General features: G+C 63.2%; 16 protein-coding genes. 6 read left to right on the plus strand and 10 right to left on the minus strand.

The genetic code is table 11. The features are described from left to right. Positions 1-27: 27 nt before the first annotated feature. Complete coding sequence (locus tag AC1ECK_RS17480) at positions 28-1,467, minus strand: aldehyde dehydrogenase family protein (protein WP_480321217.1); 1,440 nt, start codon at positions 1,465-1,467, stop codon at positions 28-30. Positions 1,468-1,718: 251 nt separating this feature from the next. On the opposite strand from AC1ECK_RS17480, the gene ppa reads away from it, so the two are divergent. Further along, a complete protein-coding gene (gene ppa, locus AC1ECK_RS17485) occupies positions 1,719-2,246 on the plus strand; it encodes an inorganic diphosphatase (RefSeq protein WP_480321218.1) in 528 nt (175 codons plus the stop codon). 259 nt (positions 2,247-2,505) lie between these two features. On the opposite strand, the gene AC1ECK_RS17490 is transcribed toward ppa, so the two are convergent. The 3 genes from AC1ECK_RS17490 to AC1ECK_RS17500 all read right to left on the minus strand — a co-directional run bounded on the left by AC1ECK_RS17490 (position 2,506) and on the right by AC1ECK_RS17500 (position 4,715). Further along, positions 2,506-2,835 (minus strand): H-NS family nucleoid-associated regulatory protein, encoded by a 330-nt coding sequence (locus AC1ECK_RS17490; protein ID WP_480321219.1) that lies wholly within the window; start codon positions 2,833-2,835, stop codon positions 2,506-2,508. A 189-nt stretch (positions 2,836-3,024) separates the two neighbouring features. After that, a complete protein-coding gene (locus AC1ECK_RS17495) occupies positions 3,025-3,369 on the minus strand; it encodes a GIY-YIG nuclease family protein (protein ID WP_480321220.1) in 345 nt (114 codons plus the stop codon). 176 nt (positions 3,370-3,545) lie between these two features. Next, on the minus strand, positions 3,546-4,715 hold the full coding sequence (locus tag AC1ECK_RS17500) for a GNAT family N-acetyltransferase (RefSeq protein ID WP_480321221.1): 1,170 nt from the start codon (positions 4,713-4,715) through the stop codon (positions 3,546-3,548). A 165-nt stretch (positions 4,716-4,880) separates the two neighbouring features. Here AC1ECK_RS17500 and AC1ECK_RS17505 point away from each other — a divergent pair, with 165 nt between their 5' ends. Both AC1ECK_RS17505 and glnK read left to right on the plus strand, forming a co-directional pair. Next, positions 4,881-6,569: an NAD+ synthase gene (locus tag AC1ECK_RS17505; RefSeq protein WP_480321222.1), complete on the plus strand. Its 1,689-nt coding sequence runs from the start codon at positions 4,881-4,883 to the stop codon at positions 6,567-6,569. Positions 6,570-6,713: 144 nt separating this feature from the next. Further along, positions 6,714-7,052: a P-II family nitrogen regulator gene (glnK, locus tag AC1ECK_RS17510; protein ID WP_007587958.1), complete on the plus strand. Its 339-nt coding sequence runs from the start codon at positions 6,714-6,716 to the stop codon at positions 7,050-7,052. Positions 7,053-7,278: 226 nt separating this feature from the next. On the opposite strand, the gene AC1ECK_RS17515 is transcribed toward glnK, so the two are convergent. From AC1ECK_RS17515 to AC1ECK_RS17530, 4 genes are all read right to left on the minus strand, one after another. Continuing rightward, on the minus strand, positions 7,279-8,424 hold the full coding sequence (locus tag AC1ECK_RS17515) for a porin (RefSeq protein ID WP_480321223.1): 1,146 nt from the start codon (positions 8,422-8,424) through the stop codon (positions 7,279-7,281). A gap of 578 nt (positions 8,425-9,002) precedes the next feature. Beyond that, positions 9,003-9,782 (minus strand): ABC transporter ATP-binding protein, encoded by a 780-nt coding sequence (locus tag AC1ECK_RS17520; protein WP_480321224.1) that lies wholly within the window; start codon positions 9,780-9,782, stop codon positions 9,003-9,005. A 20-nt stretch (positions 9,783-9,802) separates the two neighbouring features. After that, complete coding sequence (locus AC1ECK_RS17525; protein WP_480321225.1) at positions 9,803-10,516, minus strand: ABC transporter permease; 714 nt, start codon at positions 10,514-10,516, stop codon at positions 9,803-9,805. After that, entirely contained in the window at positions 10,513-11,202 is a 690-nt protein-coding gene (locus AC1ECK_RS17530) for an ABC transporter permease (protein WP_480321226.1), read from the minus strand. The genes AC1ECK_RS17525 and AC1ECK_RS17530 overlap by 4 nt, the downstream gene beginning before the upstream one ends. 402 nt (positions 11,203-11,604) lie before the next feature. On the opposite strand from AC1ECK_RS17530, the gene AC1ECK_RS17535 reads away from it, so the two are divergent. Next, positions 11,605-12,315: a pirin family protein gene (locus tag AC1ECK_RS17535; protein WP_480321227.1), complete on the plus strand. Its 711-nt coding sequence runs from the start codon at positions 11,605-11,607 to the stop codon at positions 12,313-12,315. 206 nt (positions 12,316-12,521) lie between these two features. Here AC1ECK_RS17535 and AC1ECK_RS17540 read toward each other — a convergent pair whose 3' ends face one another. Continuing rightward, positions 12,522-13,040: a Spy/CpxP family protein refolding chaperone gene (locus tag AC1ECK_RS17540; protein ID WP_480321228.1), complete on the minus strand. Its 519-nt coding sequence runs from the start codon at positions 13,038-13,040 to the stop codon at positions 12,522-12,524. Positions 13,041-13,262: 222 nt separating this feature from the next. Between AC1ECK_RS17540 and AC1ECK_RS17545 the strand changes: the two genes are divergently transcribed. Both AC1ECK_RS17545 and AC1ECK_RS17550 read left to right on the plus strand, forming a co-directional pair. Next, positions 13,263-13,988 carry a response regulator gene (locus AC1ECK_RS17545; RefSeq protein ID WP_090686826.1) on the plus strand — a complete coding sequence of 242 codons (726 nt, stop codon included), beginning with the start codon at positions 13,263-13,265 and terminating at the stop codon, positions 13,986-13,988. Beyond that, the gene (locus tag AC1ECK_RS17550) at positions 13,972-15,288 is read left to right on the plus strand and encodes an ATP-binding protein (protein ID WP_480321229.1); all 1,317 of its coding nucleotides are present in this window, start codon (positions 13,972-13,974) and stop codon (positions 15,286-15,288) included. Before AC1ECK_RS17545 ends, AC1ECK_RS17550 begins: the two co-directional genes overlap by 17 nt. A gap of 117 nt (positions 15,289-15,405) precedes the next feature. On the opposite strand, the gene AC1ECK_RS17555 is transcribed toward AC1ECK_RS17550, so the two are convergent. Beyond that, positions 15,406-15,672 carry a double-stranded DNA-specific endonuclease gene (locus AC1ECK_RS17555; protein WP_480321230.1) on the minus strand — a complete coding sequence of 89 codons (267 nt, stop codon included), beginning with the start codon at positions 15,670-15,672 and terminating at the stop codon, positions 15,406-15,408. Positions 15,673-15,676 lie beyond the last annotated feature (4 nt).

The following is a 15,676-nucleotide window of genomic DNA, read 5'->3' on the forward strand; positions in this document are numbered from 1 at the left end:
TGTCTCCGTTGTTTATCTTGCCCCGCGTTAGCCGTGCCGGATCGCGACCGTCTTCAGCACCGTAAATCCGTACAACGCCTCGAAGCCCTTTTCGCGCCCGTGGCCCGAATGCTTGACGCCGCCGAACGGCAATTCCACGCCGCCGCCCGCACCGTAATTGTTGATGAACACCTGGCCCGAGCGCACCCGGCGCGCGAGACGCAACTGGCGCGCGCCGTCGCGTGTCCAGATGCCGGCGACCAGCCCGTATGGCGTGCCGTTCGCGAGGGCAACGGCTTCGTCCTCGTCGGCAAAGGCCATCGCCGCGAGCACGGGGCCGAACACTTCTTCATGCGCGAGGCGGTGGCCTGGCGGCACGTCGCGCAGCAGCGCCGGAGCCTGATAGAAGCCGGTTTCGGGCGCTTCGTGGATCACTTCGCCGTGCGCCGCCATGGGGATGCCGTCGTGATGCGCGTCGGAGAGAAAGTCCCAGACGCGCTGCTGCTGTTTGGCGCTGATGAGCGGCCCGCAGTCGAGATCGGCATGCGACGGCCCGGCGCGCAGCGCATTGAAGGCCGTGGCGAGGCGTTCGAGCAAAGGCTCGTAGACGGCGCGCTCGATCAGCACGCGGCTGCCCGCCGAGCAGGTTTGCCCGGCGTTCTGCACGATTGCCGAGACGAGTACCGGCAACGCCGCATCGAGATCCGCATCGGCGAACACGATCTGTGGCGACTTGCCGCCCAGTTCGAGCGTGACGGGCACGTGATTTTCCGCCGCCATCTGCACGACCAGCTTGCCGGTTTCCGGCGAGCCGGTGAACGAGATGTGGTCGATGCCGGCATGGCGCGCGAGGGCTGCGCCCGCCTCGTGACCGTAGCCGGTGACGACGTTCAGCGCACCGGCCGGCAAGCCGGCCTCGGCGGCGAGTTCGGCCACCCGCAGCACGGACAGGCAGGCGTCCTCGGCCGGCTTGACGACGCACGCGTTGCCCGCCGCGAGCGCCGCACCGACGCTGCGGCCGAAGATCTGCATCGGGTAGTTCCACGGCACGATGTGGCCGGTTACGCCGTGCGGCTCGCGCACGGTGAAGACTGTGTAGCCGGTCTGATAGGGGAGGGTCTCGCCGTGCAGCTTGTCGGCGGCGCCCGCGTAAAATTCGAAATAACGGGCCAGCGCCGCCGCGTCTGCGCGGGCCTGGCGCAGCGGCTTGCCTGTATCGCGTGCTTCGAGTTGCGCGAGCTCTTCATGACGTGCGGCGACCAGCATGGACAGCCGGTACAGGACGCGCCCGCGTTCGGCTGCGCTGGCGGCGCCCCAGGCGCCTTCGAAGGCGTGCCGCGCGGCCTGTACCGCAGCCTCGATATCCGCGGCGGTGCCGCGCGCCAACTGCGTGAACGGCTGTCCGTCGGACGGATCGAGCACGGGAATCGTCTCGCCCCCCGCAGGGGTGGTCCATTCGCTGCCGATGAAGTGTTTCGCTTCTTCCATGCATGCTCCTGGCTGAAAAGGCTTTTGCCGCACCTTCAGGCGCGCCCGCAATCTCGCTTCCGGCCGCGTACTGATACGCGGTTTCGACGACGCGGTTGCAACGATTATCGCGCCGATCGTCACGGCGGTGCCATCGGCCGATTGGCTATAATGGCGTATTCCACACTTCCGGCCGCGGTGCCTTGTCTGATCTGGGTCAGACTCTGCAGCGCGCGCTGTGTTCCGACTTCCATCCTGATCAGAGAGCGCTCATGAGCTTCAATCACGTCCCCGCAGGTAAAGACCTCCCGCACGATTTCAACGTCATCATCGAAATCCCGGCGCAAAGCGATCCGGTGAAGTACGAGGCAGACAAGGAGTTGGGCCTGCTCGTCGTCGACCGTTTCATCGGCACCGGCATGCGCTATCCGGCCAACTACGGCTTCATTCCGCAAACGCTGTCGGGCGACGGCGACCCGGTCGACGTGCTGGTGCTCACGCCGTTCCCGCTGCTGGCCGGCTCGGTCGTGCGTGCGCGTGCGCTCGGCATGCTGCAAATGACGGACGAATCGGGCGTGGATGCCAAGCTGATCGCCGTGCCGCACGACAAGGTCTGCCCGATGACGGCAACGCTGAAGTCGATCGACGACGTGCCCGCGTACCTGAAAGACCAGATCAAGCATTTCTTCGAGCAATATAAGGCGCTCGAAAAGGGCAAGTGGGTGAAGGTCGAAGGCTGGGCAGATATCGACGCCGCCCACAAGGAAATCAGCGAAGGCGTGGCGAACTACAAGAAGTAAAGCAGTAAAGCGGCGCATTCGCGAAGTGAAAGCGTGACTTCACTAAGCCGAATGCCTTGCAGAGGTCGGGAGGCAAGCTGTTCCGGTTTGCCTTCCCATTGCGCCGGCTCTAATCAGGCGCAATTCACGGTGCATACCGCACGTTCAAATCAGGCAATTGTTATTAAGCTGTTCGAGATGCCGGCCATCGCGCGGCGGTGCCTGCACGTAGAATAACCTTAAGTCCTGGCGGCGAGCATACTCGCCTTTCGCTTGTACCTTACGGGTTTTCGCGCCGTGCAAGCGGACTGCCCGCAAACGGGTCGTCACGCCAGTTGACCTTATTGCTCGTCGATTGGGCGGTTGCAGGTTGCTTTGGCGACAATTGGAAATGCTCGATCGATTGTCCCGCGCTCGTCGCCGCTTTCAGCCATTGCGGCATTTCTCCTTCGCCGTTCCAGATATCTCCGGTTGCACTGCGATAGCGTGCCTGCGCCTGTTTTGCCTGATCGGCCGCGAGAGCTGAAGCCAGATCGTCTGCGGTAATACCAAACTCTGCCATGCGGTGGCGGAGGTAGGCGATGATACTGTCTCGCTTCCTTTCGTCCATGGAATATGCGTCCTTCAAATGGTGTTGCCGGCTCCAATGGGAGCACGGTGTGCGGGAAATGCCGCGAATAGGGTGAATAAGCGCGCCTGGCGTTGCCGCCATTTGCTGTTCGTTTGCCGCCCGGTTGTTGTCCGCTTGTAGCCCGATTATTGCTGGATTGTTTCCGTGCGACGTCGTTAAACCCGCGCGCTATACGCTGCGCGACTCTTGCTCTTCTGCTTCTGCGTTTGCCCCCGGTTCAGCCTCTGCCTGCGCAGGCGCCACTTCCGGCATCACCGATGCGAGTGTGCGCGTGCCGGCCGCCAACGCGCGTTTCTCCGGCGCCGACAAGCGCTTCACCCGATACTCGGCGCGCAACGCGCTCGAGCGGTCCGCCAGTTCGAACGACGCCAGTACCTGCAACGGTTTGCGCGAACGCGTGTAACGCGCGCCGGTGCCGTTCAGATGTTTATCGAAGCGCGCCTCTACGTCGACGGCAATGCCGGTATAGACGCTGCCGTCAGCGCATTCGATCAAATAGAGAAACCACGGCATGGGTGCGGCCAATCGATGGGTACATCAGAAAAAAGGGCGGGTTGTGTGCCCATAGCGCGGGGAAACAGGCGCTTCAAATGCAGAGTGTCCCACAGAAAGCGTTCGTCGTGGTTACGGCGTTGCGGCGAAGGGGATGGCGGGTTGCCGCTTCCCCCAACCCCTTCGAGCCATGCCGTTCAGCTCCTGAACGGATTATGGTCGCGCAACTCGTCGACATACGCGTGAATGCTGTTCGTCTCGCTGTCGAGAAAGCGCGCCACCGCATCCGAGAATGCCGGGTGGGCAAGCCAGTGGGTCGAGCGCGTGACGGTGGGCAGGAAGCCGCGTGCCATCTTGTGTTCGCCTTGCGCGCCGCCCTCGAATACCGCGAGCTTCTCTTCGATGCAGAATTCGAGCGGCTGATAGTAAGCGGTCTCGAAGTGCAGGCACGGCACATGTTCGAGCGCGCCCCAATAGCGGCCATATAGCGTGCCGCCCGTCTTTTCGTCGCGCTGATACACCACCAGAGAACTCGCAATCGGCTTGCCGTCGTATTCCGCGATCACGAGCAGCAGGTTCTCCGGCATCGTCGCGCCAAGGGTGCGGAAAAACTCGAGATTCAGATACGGACTCGAAAAGTGCTCGCGGTAGGTCTGCCTGTAGCACTTGGCGAAGAAGCGCCACTCGGCATCGCTCACGTCTTCGCCACGCACACGGCGCATCGTCACGCCCGCTTCACGCACCTTGCGGCGCTCGGCACGGATGTTCTTGCGTTTCTTCTGCTCGAGCGTCGAGAGGAAGTCGTCGAAGTCGCGATAGCCGTCGTTGAGCCAGTGAAACTGCACCCCTTCGCGCTGCATCATGCCGATTTCGGTGAGCGCCTCGGCCTCGTCGGCAGTCGGAAACAGCACGTGCAGCGACGACACGTCCGCCTGTTCCGCAAACGCCATCAGCGTGGCCGCCAGATGGCGCAGCGCATGCGGGTCGGAAGCCAGCAGCCGGTTGCCCTGCACCGGCGTGAACGGCACGGCGCACAGCAGCTTCGGATAATAGGCGAGGCCGTTGCGCTTGTAGGCGTCGGCCCATGCCCAGTCGAACACGTACTCGCCGTACGAGTGCCCCTTCAGATACACGGGCGCGGCGGCCGCGAGCCGTCCCGTGCGCGGGTCGGTCAGCGTGACGAACTGCGGCGCCCAGCCGGTATCGGCCACCGCGGATTGGCTCGCATGCAGCGCGCTCAGGAACTCATGCCGTAGAAACGGCGTGGGTTGGGCCTGCTGGGCGAGCAGGGCGTTCCACTCGGCGGCGTCCACCTCGAAGGGCGAGGCCAGAATGCCCGTGCGATAATCAAAGCGTTGCTGGTTCAATCTGTTTGACTGTTCCTGATCTGAGCGGTGCTCCGCGTCTAGCGGGGCATCGTTCGTTTGTCCGTGTTGGTACGCGTGGCTGCGACTTTGCCTGGATTGGCCGGCCAGGTCGTGCCACCTGGCCGGCATAACCGGCAAGCCGCGCAGCTTGCCCCCGATCCTGCCATGAAGACCCGAATCGCTCTTGCTCAACTGAATGTCACTGTCGGCGACTTCGCCGGCAACGTCGCGAAGATCGTCGCCGCGGCGCGCGCTGCGCACAACGATGGTGCGAAGCTGCTCGTCGCGCCGGAACTCGCGCTCTCCGGCTATCCGCCCGAAGACCTGCTGCTGCGCCCGGCCTTCTATGCCGCCAGCGCCGCTGCGCTCGCCGACCTCGCCGAACAACTGAAGCCGTTTACCGGTCTGCACGTGGTGGTCGGTCATCCGCACCGCGACGCCGCGCACGGCCATGGTAAAGCAAACGCGCCAATCGAGCGCGGCGTGTCGCCAGTCGACACCTTCAACGCCGCTTCCCTGATCGTCGACGGCAAAGTGGTGGGCAATTATCTGAAGCAGGATCTGCCCAACAGCGAGGTGTTCGACGAGAAGCGCTACTTCGCCTCGGACCCGAAACCGTTCGTCTTCGAGCTCGAGGGGGTGAAGTACGGCGTGGTGATCTGCGAAGACGTCTGGCACGCGCCGGCGGCCCAGCAGGCCAAGGCGGCCGGCGCCCAGGTGCTGCTGATTCCGAACGGCTCGCCCTATCATCTGAACAAGGAAGCGGTGCGGGTCGACATCCTGCGGGCGCGGATTCGCGAGACCGGCCTGCCGATGGTCTATGTGAACATGGTCGGCGCGCAGGACGAACTGGTGTTCGACGGCGGCTCATTCGTGCTCGACAGCCACGGCGAACTGGTCGCGAAGATGGCGCAGTTCGAGGAAGGGCATGCGATCGTCGAATTCGACGGTGCGCGCCCTGTGCCCACCACGGTGGCGCCGGAGCAACTACTGGAGGCGCAGGTCTACGCGGCGCTGGTCATGGGCGTGCGCGATTACATCAACAAGAACGGTTTCCCGGGGGCGCTCATCGGCCTGTCGGGCGGCGTGGATTCGGCGCTGGTGCTGGCGGTGGCCTGCGACGCGCTCGGCGCCGAGCGCGTGCGCGCCGTGATGATGCCGTCACGCTACACCGCGGATATCTCCACGACCGACGCCGCCGAGATGGCGCGCCGGGTCGGCGTGCGCTACGACGAGATCGCGATTGCGCCGATGTTCGACGCGTTCCGCGCCTCGCTCGCCGATGAATTCGCCGGCCGCGCGGAAGATGCCACGGAAGAAAACATCCAGGCGCGGATCCGCGGCACGCTGCTGATGGCGCTGTCCAACAAGTTCGGCTCGATCGTGCTGACCACCGGCAACAAGAGCGAGATGGCGGTCGGCTATTGCACGCTGTATGGCGACATGGCGGGCGGCTTCGCCGTGATCAAGGACATCGCCAAGACGCTGGTCTACCGTCTGTGCCATTACCGCAACGCGGCCACCACGTTCCCTAAGCAGGACATCATCCCCGAGCGGATTCTGACCCGCGCGCCTTCGGCCGAGTTGCGCGAGAACCAGACCGACCAGGACAGCCTGCCGCCGTACGACGTGCTCGACGCCATCATGCGCATGTACATGGAAGAGGACCGCTCGCTCGCCGAAATCATCGCCGCAGGCTACGCGGTGGACGACGTCAAGCGCGTGACGCGGCTCATCAAGATCAACGAGTACAAGCGCCGCCAGGCGCCGATCGGCATTCGCGTGACGCACCGCGCTTTTGGCCGCGACTGGCGTTATCCGATTACGTCGCGCTATACCGAGCCGGTCGAGTGAATGCCGGCGGCGGCACAGTAATAAGCGCAGTCCGGTTCAGGCGCGCGCCGGACTATCCGCAAGGCATCCGGCGCGGCGTAGAATCGAAGCTATCTATTTCCTTTCGATTTTTCCGAACTATCCGATCACGAGACGAGGTCCGCCATGAAGCGCATCACTGCAGTCATTAAACCGTTCAAGCTCGACGAAGTCCGCGAAGCGCTGGCAGAGGTCGGCCTGACAGGCCTGACAGTTACCGAAGTCAAAGGCTTCGGGCGCCAGAAGGGGCACACGGAGCTGTATCGTGGCGCCGAATACGTGGTCGACTTCCTGCCGAAAGTGAAGATCGAAGTGGTGGTGGCGAACGATCAGTGCGACCAGGTGATCGATGCGATCATCGGCGCGGCGCGCACCGGCAAGATCGGCGACGGCAAGATCTTCGTGGCGGACGTCGAGCGGGTCATCCGCATTCGCACCGGCGAGGAAAACGAAGCAGCGGTTTGAGGCAGGACAGCCGCCGGGGCGGCCCGGCACGCCTCGCGGCAATTCGCAGCGCGGCACCGGCGTGGCAGCATGCCGATGCCATGTCTCAGGACTGAAGCGTACGGCGGACGCAGATCCGCTTCCGCCAATAAAAAACGGTGCGATACCCTTGCGGACATCGCACCGATACGCGCCTCTCGCAGCAGCGTGAAAATGATTCTTGAGTTCTCTTGCCTACACCGTTCGCTTAGAACGAGTGTTGGATACCTGCATAAACGCCGGTCTGGCTGTGGCCAGCAATCGGGTTCTCGTTGTACGTAACCGAGCTGCCCGAACCGCTGTTGCCGCCATTGCCTGCCGCGTTGGCATCGAGACCGAAGTTAGCCGTCTTGCTGTTACGCACGGTAGCGATCTGGATGTCGAGCAACGTACGCTTGGACAGGTTGTACGAACCGCCGATCGTGTAGATGTTGGCGTTGCCTGCACCGTTGTTCGCGTTGACGTGATACACGGCTGCGATCAGCGCTGCGGCCGGCGTTGCCTGCCACGTCACGCCACCCCATTCCTGGTCGGTCGTGGTCGGCGTGCCGATAGGCACGTTGCGCTCACCCGAAGTACGCGCGCCCTGGTACACAGCCTGAATCTTGAACTGGCCGAGGAACACGTTGACACCGGCGAAGTACTCGCGGCCGTAGCTGAACGGACCGTTCGGGCTACCCGAAGCGACGTCGCCGAGGCTACCCGTGGTCGGGTTGCGGATTTCGTCGTACAGGCCACGCACCTGGAACAGCGAGTTCGTGTAGGTCAACTGCAGACCGTCTTCACGACCCTGTGCCGTCGTGCCGTTGCCGTTCCAGTTCGTTGCATTCGACAGGGCGTACTGGCCGTAGACGTCAAAGCCGTAGAACTTCGGCGACTGGTACGAAACGTTGTTGCTCGATTGCGGCCAGTTGCGGCCACGAACCAGCGATGCCGACGACCAGTTCGACTGACCGAACGGGTCGAAGTCCCACACGCCGTTCGCGATGAACAGTTCACGACCGAGGAGCAGAGTACCGAACTGGTCGTTCGACATACCGACCGTCGCCCAGCGATTGAAGAGGCCGCCGTTGCCCGGGCCCGTGCCGTTCACCGTGCTGAACGAGCCTTCCAACTGGAACAGCACCTTGTTGCCGCCACCGATGTCTTCAACGCCCTTCATACCCCACAGGCTCGTGCCCCAGTCGCCGCTCTCAACGCGGAAGCGCGAGGTGGAGCCCGTGTAATTGGCATTCGGAAGGCCGCTGATGTATTCGATACCCGCATCCAGACGACCGTACAGCGTCACGCTGCTTTGTGCGTGCGCAACTACACCGGCCGACATCAGCGCCGCGGCGAGTAATGCTTTCTTCATCTTCTCCTCCATACCCTGTCAAAAGAAAAACCCAGTACTGCGAATGGTGTCCGGACGCCAGCGGCGCCGAACAGAAATCCGTACCAGGGAGACGGTTGGGGTCGATCGGGTGTGTTGTCATGACGGCGCAGCCTGGGGCTATCTTTGCGTCATGCCGATCCCTCGTCGACCGGATCTCCTCTGCGTTTTGAAGTGAAACTACTTTTAATCAACTTTGTTTTGGTACTTTGGTTACTAATTTATCAAAAATAGCCTGGGCTGGGAGAAGAAATTGGTGTTGGGTCGCGCAGGTGTCTCCAAATTGCAATAGTGATGTGCTCAACATTGTGGTGCGGGGAGCCAAAAACACCATGAAACCCTTATATGACAAGGGAATCACGGATCGGCGGGTACAACGTTAAGGATTGCCACTATTGACGCTGCAAAACAGTGGGAGTAGGGCAAAAAGCGGGACGTTGGCGCGATATTTGGGACGTTTGACGCCGCCAAATGCGATGAGGAAATAGAAAAGGCGCTTTCTGTAAGCGCCTTGTAATATTACATCAACTACAGCCGTTCTCCTAAACGTTATCGAAACGTCATTTGAGGCTGCCGGAGAGGAATTGCTTGAGCCGTTCGCTCTTCGTGTTCCTGAATACTTCGTCCGGATGGCCTTCTTCCTCGACGCGACCCTGGTGCAGGAACATCACATGATTCGACACGTTGCGGGCGAACGCCATCTCGTGGGTGACGACGATCATCGTGCGGCCTTCCTCGGCGAGCGTCTGCATCACTTTCAGCACTTCGCCCACCAGTTCCGGGTCGAGCGCGGAGGTCGGCTCGTCGAACAGCATGACGTCGGGATGCATCGCCAGCGCCCGCGCAATCGCCACGCGCTGCTGCTGGCCGCCCGAGAGGTGCGAGGGATACTGCTTTTCCACCCGCGGCGCGAGGCCAACCTTCTCCAGATACTGGCGGGCGCGCTCTTCCGCCTCGCGGCGCGGCAGGCCGAGCACGTGCACGGGCGCCTCGATGATGTTCTCGAGCACGTTCATGTGCGCCCACAGGTTGAAGTGCTGGAACACCATCGACAGCTTGGTGCGCACGCGCTGCAACTGCTTCGGATCGGAGACCTTCAGCGCGCCGATCTTGTTTTTCTGCGTGCGCACCTCTTCGCCGTCGACGAAGATGCGCCCGGAGTTCGGTTGTTCGAGAAAGTTAATGCAGCGCAGCATCGTGCTCTTGCCCGAACCGGACGAGCCGATCACGCTGATCACGTCGCCGGCGTTCGCGCGCAGCGAGACGCCCTTGAGAACTTCGTTGTCGCCGTATTGTTTGTGCAGTTCGTCGACGAAGAGCTTTTGCTTCCTGGTGTTCATGAATGGAGATCCTTGACGGCTTATTTGCCTTGCGGCCGCAAATAAGCGAGCCAGCGGCGCTCGGCGCGGCGGAACAGCCACACGAGCGTGAAAGATATCGCCAGGTAGAGCAGGGCGGCGAGGCCAAATGCGTTGAACGACTGATAGGTCGCCGAGTTCACGTCACGGGCGATCTTGAGGATGTCCGGCACGGTGGCGGTGAAGGCGACCGTCGTGGCGTGCAGCATCAGGATCACTTCGTTGCTGTAGTACGGCAGCGCACGGCGCAGTGCCGACGGCAGGATGACCCGGCGGTACAGCGTGAACGGCGACATGCCATAGGCGCGCGCGGCTTCGATCTCGCCGTAGGGCGTGGCCTTGATGGCGCCGGCGAAGATCTCCGTGGTGTACGCACAGGTGTTCAGCGTGAAGGCGAGCAGCGTGCAATGCATGCCGTCGCGAAAGAAGGCATTGGTCAGCTCGTGATTGCGGATTACTTCGAGGCTGTAGAGGCCCGTGTAGCAGAGCAGCAACTGCACGTAGAGCGGCGTGCCGCGAAAGATATACGTATACAGCCAGACGAGGCCGGCGAGCCATTTCTTCTTCGAGACCCGCGCGACCGCCAGCGGGATCGACAGGCAGAAGCCCAGGCCGATCGAGACCACCAGCAGCCACAGCGTGATCACGACGCCGGTGAGGCGATAGCCGTCGCTGTAGAGGTAGTTGCGCCAGTATTCCTGAATGATCTCGATCATAGGTCCGCCTTTCGTACGCCGGTCGAGTAGCGTTTTTCGAGGTACATCAGCACGAAGTTCGAAACCGTGGTGATGACGAGGTAGATGGCCCCGGCAAGCAGGGTGAAGAAGAAGAACCGCAGCGTGCCCTTGCCGGCGTCCTGCGAGGCCTTCACGACGTCGGCGAGGCCGATGATCGATACCAGCGCGGTGGCCTTCACCATCACCTGCCAGTTATTGCCGATGCCCGGCAGCGCGAAGCGCATCATCTGCGGGAACATGATGCGGGAAAACACTTGCCAGCCGGTCATGCCGTAGGCTGCACCCGCCTCGAGCTGGCCGCGCGGCACGGCGAGGAAGGCGCCACGGAAGGTCTCGGTGAAGTACGCGCCGTAGATGAAGCCGAGCACGGCGACGCCGGCCACGAACGGGTCGATGTCGATCTGATCCCAGCCGAGCAGGTCGGTCAGGTTGTTCAGAAAGATCTGCAGGCTATAGAACAGCAGCAGCATCAGCACGAGGTCGGGCACGCCGCGCACGAGGGTCGTGTAGAGCGTGCCGACACCGTACGAGACGCGGTTCTTCGACAGTTTGGCCGCCGCGCCGAGCAGGCCCAGCACGAAAGCGAATGCAAGCGACAGCACCGCCAGTTTGACGGTCTGCCAGGTGCCGTTAAGAAGCAACGGGCCGTAGCCTTGAAGGAACATATGAGGTCCTTGAGGATGCGTGAGATGCGCACCGCAAAAGACGCGGCTTGTCTGCACCGCGTGAGGTCTGGATTCCGACTGTCGTACGAAGTGGGCGGCCTTCCGTGGGACGGCCCTCCATCGGGCGGCGGCCCGTCGCGCGGCAGACCCATGCGGATACTGGCCGTCGCTATTCTAGGCGGTCAAAATTCTCGTGCCGGATCCGTTTGGGCGGCCCATACGGCCGAGCCCGTCCGAAAAGCGCGGTATTTTACCCGAACGGGCGAGCCGTGCGAGTCTTGCGGCCAGGTGCGCGGCGATTGCCTGCATTTGTAGAACGATCCGGTGCGCCCGTGCGGGTTGTGCCGGATGCCATGCGCCCATACATTCTGTGCTTCGCAACGCATTGACCGGAAGAACCCTATGATCGAGATCCGCCGCTCCACCGAACGAGGCCATGCCAACCACGGCTGGCTCGACTCTTGGCACAGCTTCTCGTTCGCCGATTACTACGACCCGGAGCACGTCCACTTCGGACCGCTGCGCGTGATCAACGAAGACCGCATCGCGGGCGGCCAGGGCTTCGGCACGCATGGACATCGCGATATGGAGATCGTCACCTACGTGCTGGACGGGGCGCTCGCTCACCGCGACAGCATGGGCAACGGCTCGACCATCCGGCCCGGCGACGTGCAGCGCATGAGCGCCGGCACGGGCGTGATGCACAGCGAGTTCAACGCGTCGCCCGACGAACCGGTGCATCTGCTGCAGATCTGGGTCTTGCCGCAACGCGCGGGCGATCCGCCCGGCTACGAGGAAAAGCGCTTCGACGACGCCGACAAGCGCGGCCGTCTGCGCATCGTCGCGTCGCCGGACGGGCGCGACGGTTCGGTGACGATTCACGCGGACGCGTCGATCTACGCCGCTCTGCTCGACGGCGCGGAACAGGCCGCCTTGCCGCTGGCGGCGGGGCGGAGCGCCTATGTGCACGTGGCGCGCGGTGCGCTGACGGTGAACGGCGAAGCGCTGCAGGCGGGCGATGCCGCGATGATCGCCGATGCCGCCGCCGTGACGCTGGAGAAGGGGCGCGACGCCGAGGTGCTGCTGTTTGATCTTGGCGCATTGAACGGCTGATTGGTTTAGCCGCGTAGGGCACGGCTATGCGCCGTAGCGGGCAGGGCCCGCCGCCAGGCCGTTGCTCCGGCGGCGCAAAATGCGCGGCAACGCAAAAACGCGCAGAAACGAAAAACGCCACGCAAACACATTGCGTGGCGTTTGTGTTTGCGCCCGGTGCATACCTGCCCGGCGGCGTCCGCCGGGCATTCACGAAGCGCTGCCGCTTACTGGTTTGCCGCCGGGGCCGATGCCTCGCCCTTGCCATGTTCCCAGTGCTGGCGCATCTTCTCATGGCGCGCTTCCATCTTCGCCCAATGCTGCTTGAGGGCGGTGCTGACGATGGTCTTCTGCTTGTCGTTCAGGCCGTTGTAGAAGTTGAGCCAGGCCGTCGCGGTCTGCTCGCGCAGTTGGTGGTTCTGGTCTTCCGCCTTCTGATGCATGTCGTGCAGGGCGTTCAGATCGAGGATCGGCTGCTGCTGCATCGCCTTCATCTGGTTGTGCATCTGCTCGTGGGCGGCGCGCATGGCTTCACGATTCTGCTTCATCGTGTCGAGTGCGGCCTGCCATTGCTTTTCCTGGTCCGGGCTCAGGTTCAGTTGGCCGTGCAGCTTGGCCATTTCTTCCTTGAAGTGGTCGTGGTGCCAGCCGCCGGGACCATCGGGTTGAGCGGCGTAGGCTGCACCCAGGCCGATTGCGAGCGATGCAGCGGCGACGGCGACGAAGCGTGACATTTTTGTGGACATGATTGGCTCCTTGTAATGGAATAGCCGACGATGCAAACACGGCAACACAGGACGGGATGCATTCGGTAAGACACAGCGTAACGACCCGCGAGCGGCGCTGTGTTACCTGAGCGCCTGCCGCTATTACGCGACATTACGCGCGCCTTTCGTCGTAACACCCGGTAACCCTTTACGGGGTGGCCGGCCCGGAAACCCCATCTGCTGCGCGTTAAACTTCATCCCATGGCTACTCAAATACTTGTCGTCGACGACGACGTCGAACTCCGCGATCTGCTGCGCGACTATCTGGCCCGTCAGGGCATCGAGGTTTCGGTGCTGCACGACGCCGGCTCGCTCGAGCGGCGGCTCGAGCGCGAGCGCCCGGATCTGATCGTGCTCGACCTGATGATGCCGGGCGTAGACGGCCTGACGGCGCTGCGCAAACTGCGTGCGGCGGGCGACGACATCCCCGTCATCATGCTGACGGCGCGTGCCGACGACGTGGACCGCATCGTCGGTCTCGAACTGGGTGCGGACGACTACCTCGGCAAGCCGTTCAATCCGCGCGAACTGCTGGCGCGCGTGCAGGCGGTGCTGCGCCGCCGCCGCACGCTGCCGTCGGCGGCCGCGCCGGAGCAGCGCGAACCGTTCACGTTCGGCCGCTTCACGCTGGATTTCCAGTCGCGCACGCTGAATCTGGAAGACAAACCGCTGACCTTGTCGGGCAGCGAGTTCGCGCTACTGAAGATCTTTGTCAATCACCCCATGCGTACGCTGACGCGCGAGCGCCTGCTCGAACTGCTGCACGGCCCGGAATACGACGGCACCGACCGCGGTATCGACGTGCAAGTGTGGCGTCTGCGCCGTATCCTCGAAACCGATCCGTCCACTCCGCGCTTCATTCAGACTGTGCGTGGTCGCGGCTACGTGTTCGTGCCGGATGGCGAACAGCATGCGCCGGCCCATTGATTCGCTGTTCGGACGACTGGCGTTGCTGGTCGTCGGGGTCCTGATGCTGTCGCATTTCGCGGGCTATGCGCTGTTTCGCCTCGAACGCAGCCAGTCCCAGAGCCGCTATGCCGTAGAAGAGGCCACCTTCCTCGTCGACGCGGTGCGTCAGCACGTTGCTCATACGCCGGACCAGCCCTTGCCGTCGCGCGTGCGTCTGGTCGATCCGGCTTCGAAAGACGTGCCGCTGGAACGGGCCGACACGAATACGCCAATGAACCGCTTCCTCGACGACGTGCGCGACCGCATGCCGCCAGGCACTCAGGTGCGCGGCGGTGAACCGGGCAAGCCGCCGATGTTGTGGGTGCGCCAGCCGACCGACAGCAACTGGATCGTCGTGCCGGTGCAGCCGCTGCGGCCGCCGCGTTCGGTCGACCGGATGGTGTTGTGGCTCACCATCATCTTCACGTTTGCGGTGATGGCGGCGCTCTTTGCCGCCTGGCAATTGCAGCAGCCGTTGCGCTCGCTGGCCGGCGCGGTGGCGCGCTTCGGCCGTGGCTTGCCGGTGCCGCCGGTGCCCGAGCGCGGGCCGCGCGAATTACGCCAGTTGACCCATGGCTTCAACCAGATGGTCCAGGAAGTGGCGCGCACGGAGAACGATCGCGCGGTGATGCTCGCGGGTGTCGCGCACGACCTGAAGACGCCGCTTGCGCGGTTGCGGCTGCGCGCGGAGATGATGGACGAGGCCAAGGTGCGCGACGGCGTGGTGCGCGACGTGGACTCGATGACGCATATAGTCGAACAGTTTCTGGTGTTCGCGCATGACGGCGCCGACCGCAGCGAACCGGTCGAAGTAGACGCCCAATGCGAGCGCGTGGTGCGCAGCTACCGGGCCGTCGCGGCCGACTCGTCGAACGTGCTGACCGACCTGAAGGCAGGGCAGGGTTTCCTGCTGCCGGCCGCCACGCTCGACAGGATTCTCTCGAACCTGCTCGATAACGCACACGCCTACGGCGCTCCGCCGATCGTCGTGTCGACGGCGCGCACGTCGGCGGGTTACACGCTGTCCGTGCAGGACAACGGTGGCGGCATTGCAGCCCAGGATCTGATCAATGCGAGCCGGCCGTTCGTGCGGCTCGACCCGGCGCGCGGCGGCAACGGCCATAGCGGCCTGGGACTGGCGATTGTCGAACGGCTGGTGAGGCGCGCCGGTGGCGAGTGGGAAATCGGCAATCACGGCGGGCGCGGTCTGCGGGTGCTGATGACGTTCCCTTTCGAGGCCGTGCCGCGGATGACCTCCATCTCGGAAAGCGCCTGGTAATCAAGAGCCTGGTGGCTAAAGCGAGGGCGTTGCCTGGCAGGCGGCACCGTGACGCCGCCGCCCGGCGACGCTCAACAACGCCCGATGACACCCTTAAGGCACCGCGCCGATTGCGTCTTACTCCGCGAACAACGTATTCAAGGCACTGGCCGCTTCGCTATCCACCGTGTTCCAGGTCACGGTTTCGGCCTCGAAAATATAGTGCGTCGTGTACTTCCCCAGGCGCGCGAGGATCTCTTCCTGAATCAGCTCCGGCGCCACTTCCAGCTTCAGATACCACGCCGTCGACGATAAGCGCGTCTGAAAGGCGCCGTATTCGGCAAGCAGATGGTCGAACGCGTCAGCATCCTGATCGCGGCAAACGATGACCAGATTTCCCTTCATGCAA

The sequence above is a fragment of the Paraburkholderia sp. SSBN10T genome, from assembly GCF_056619545.1.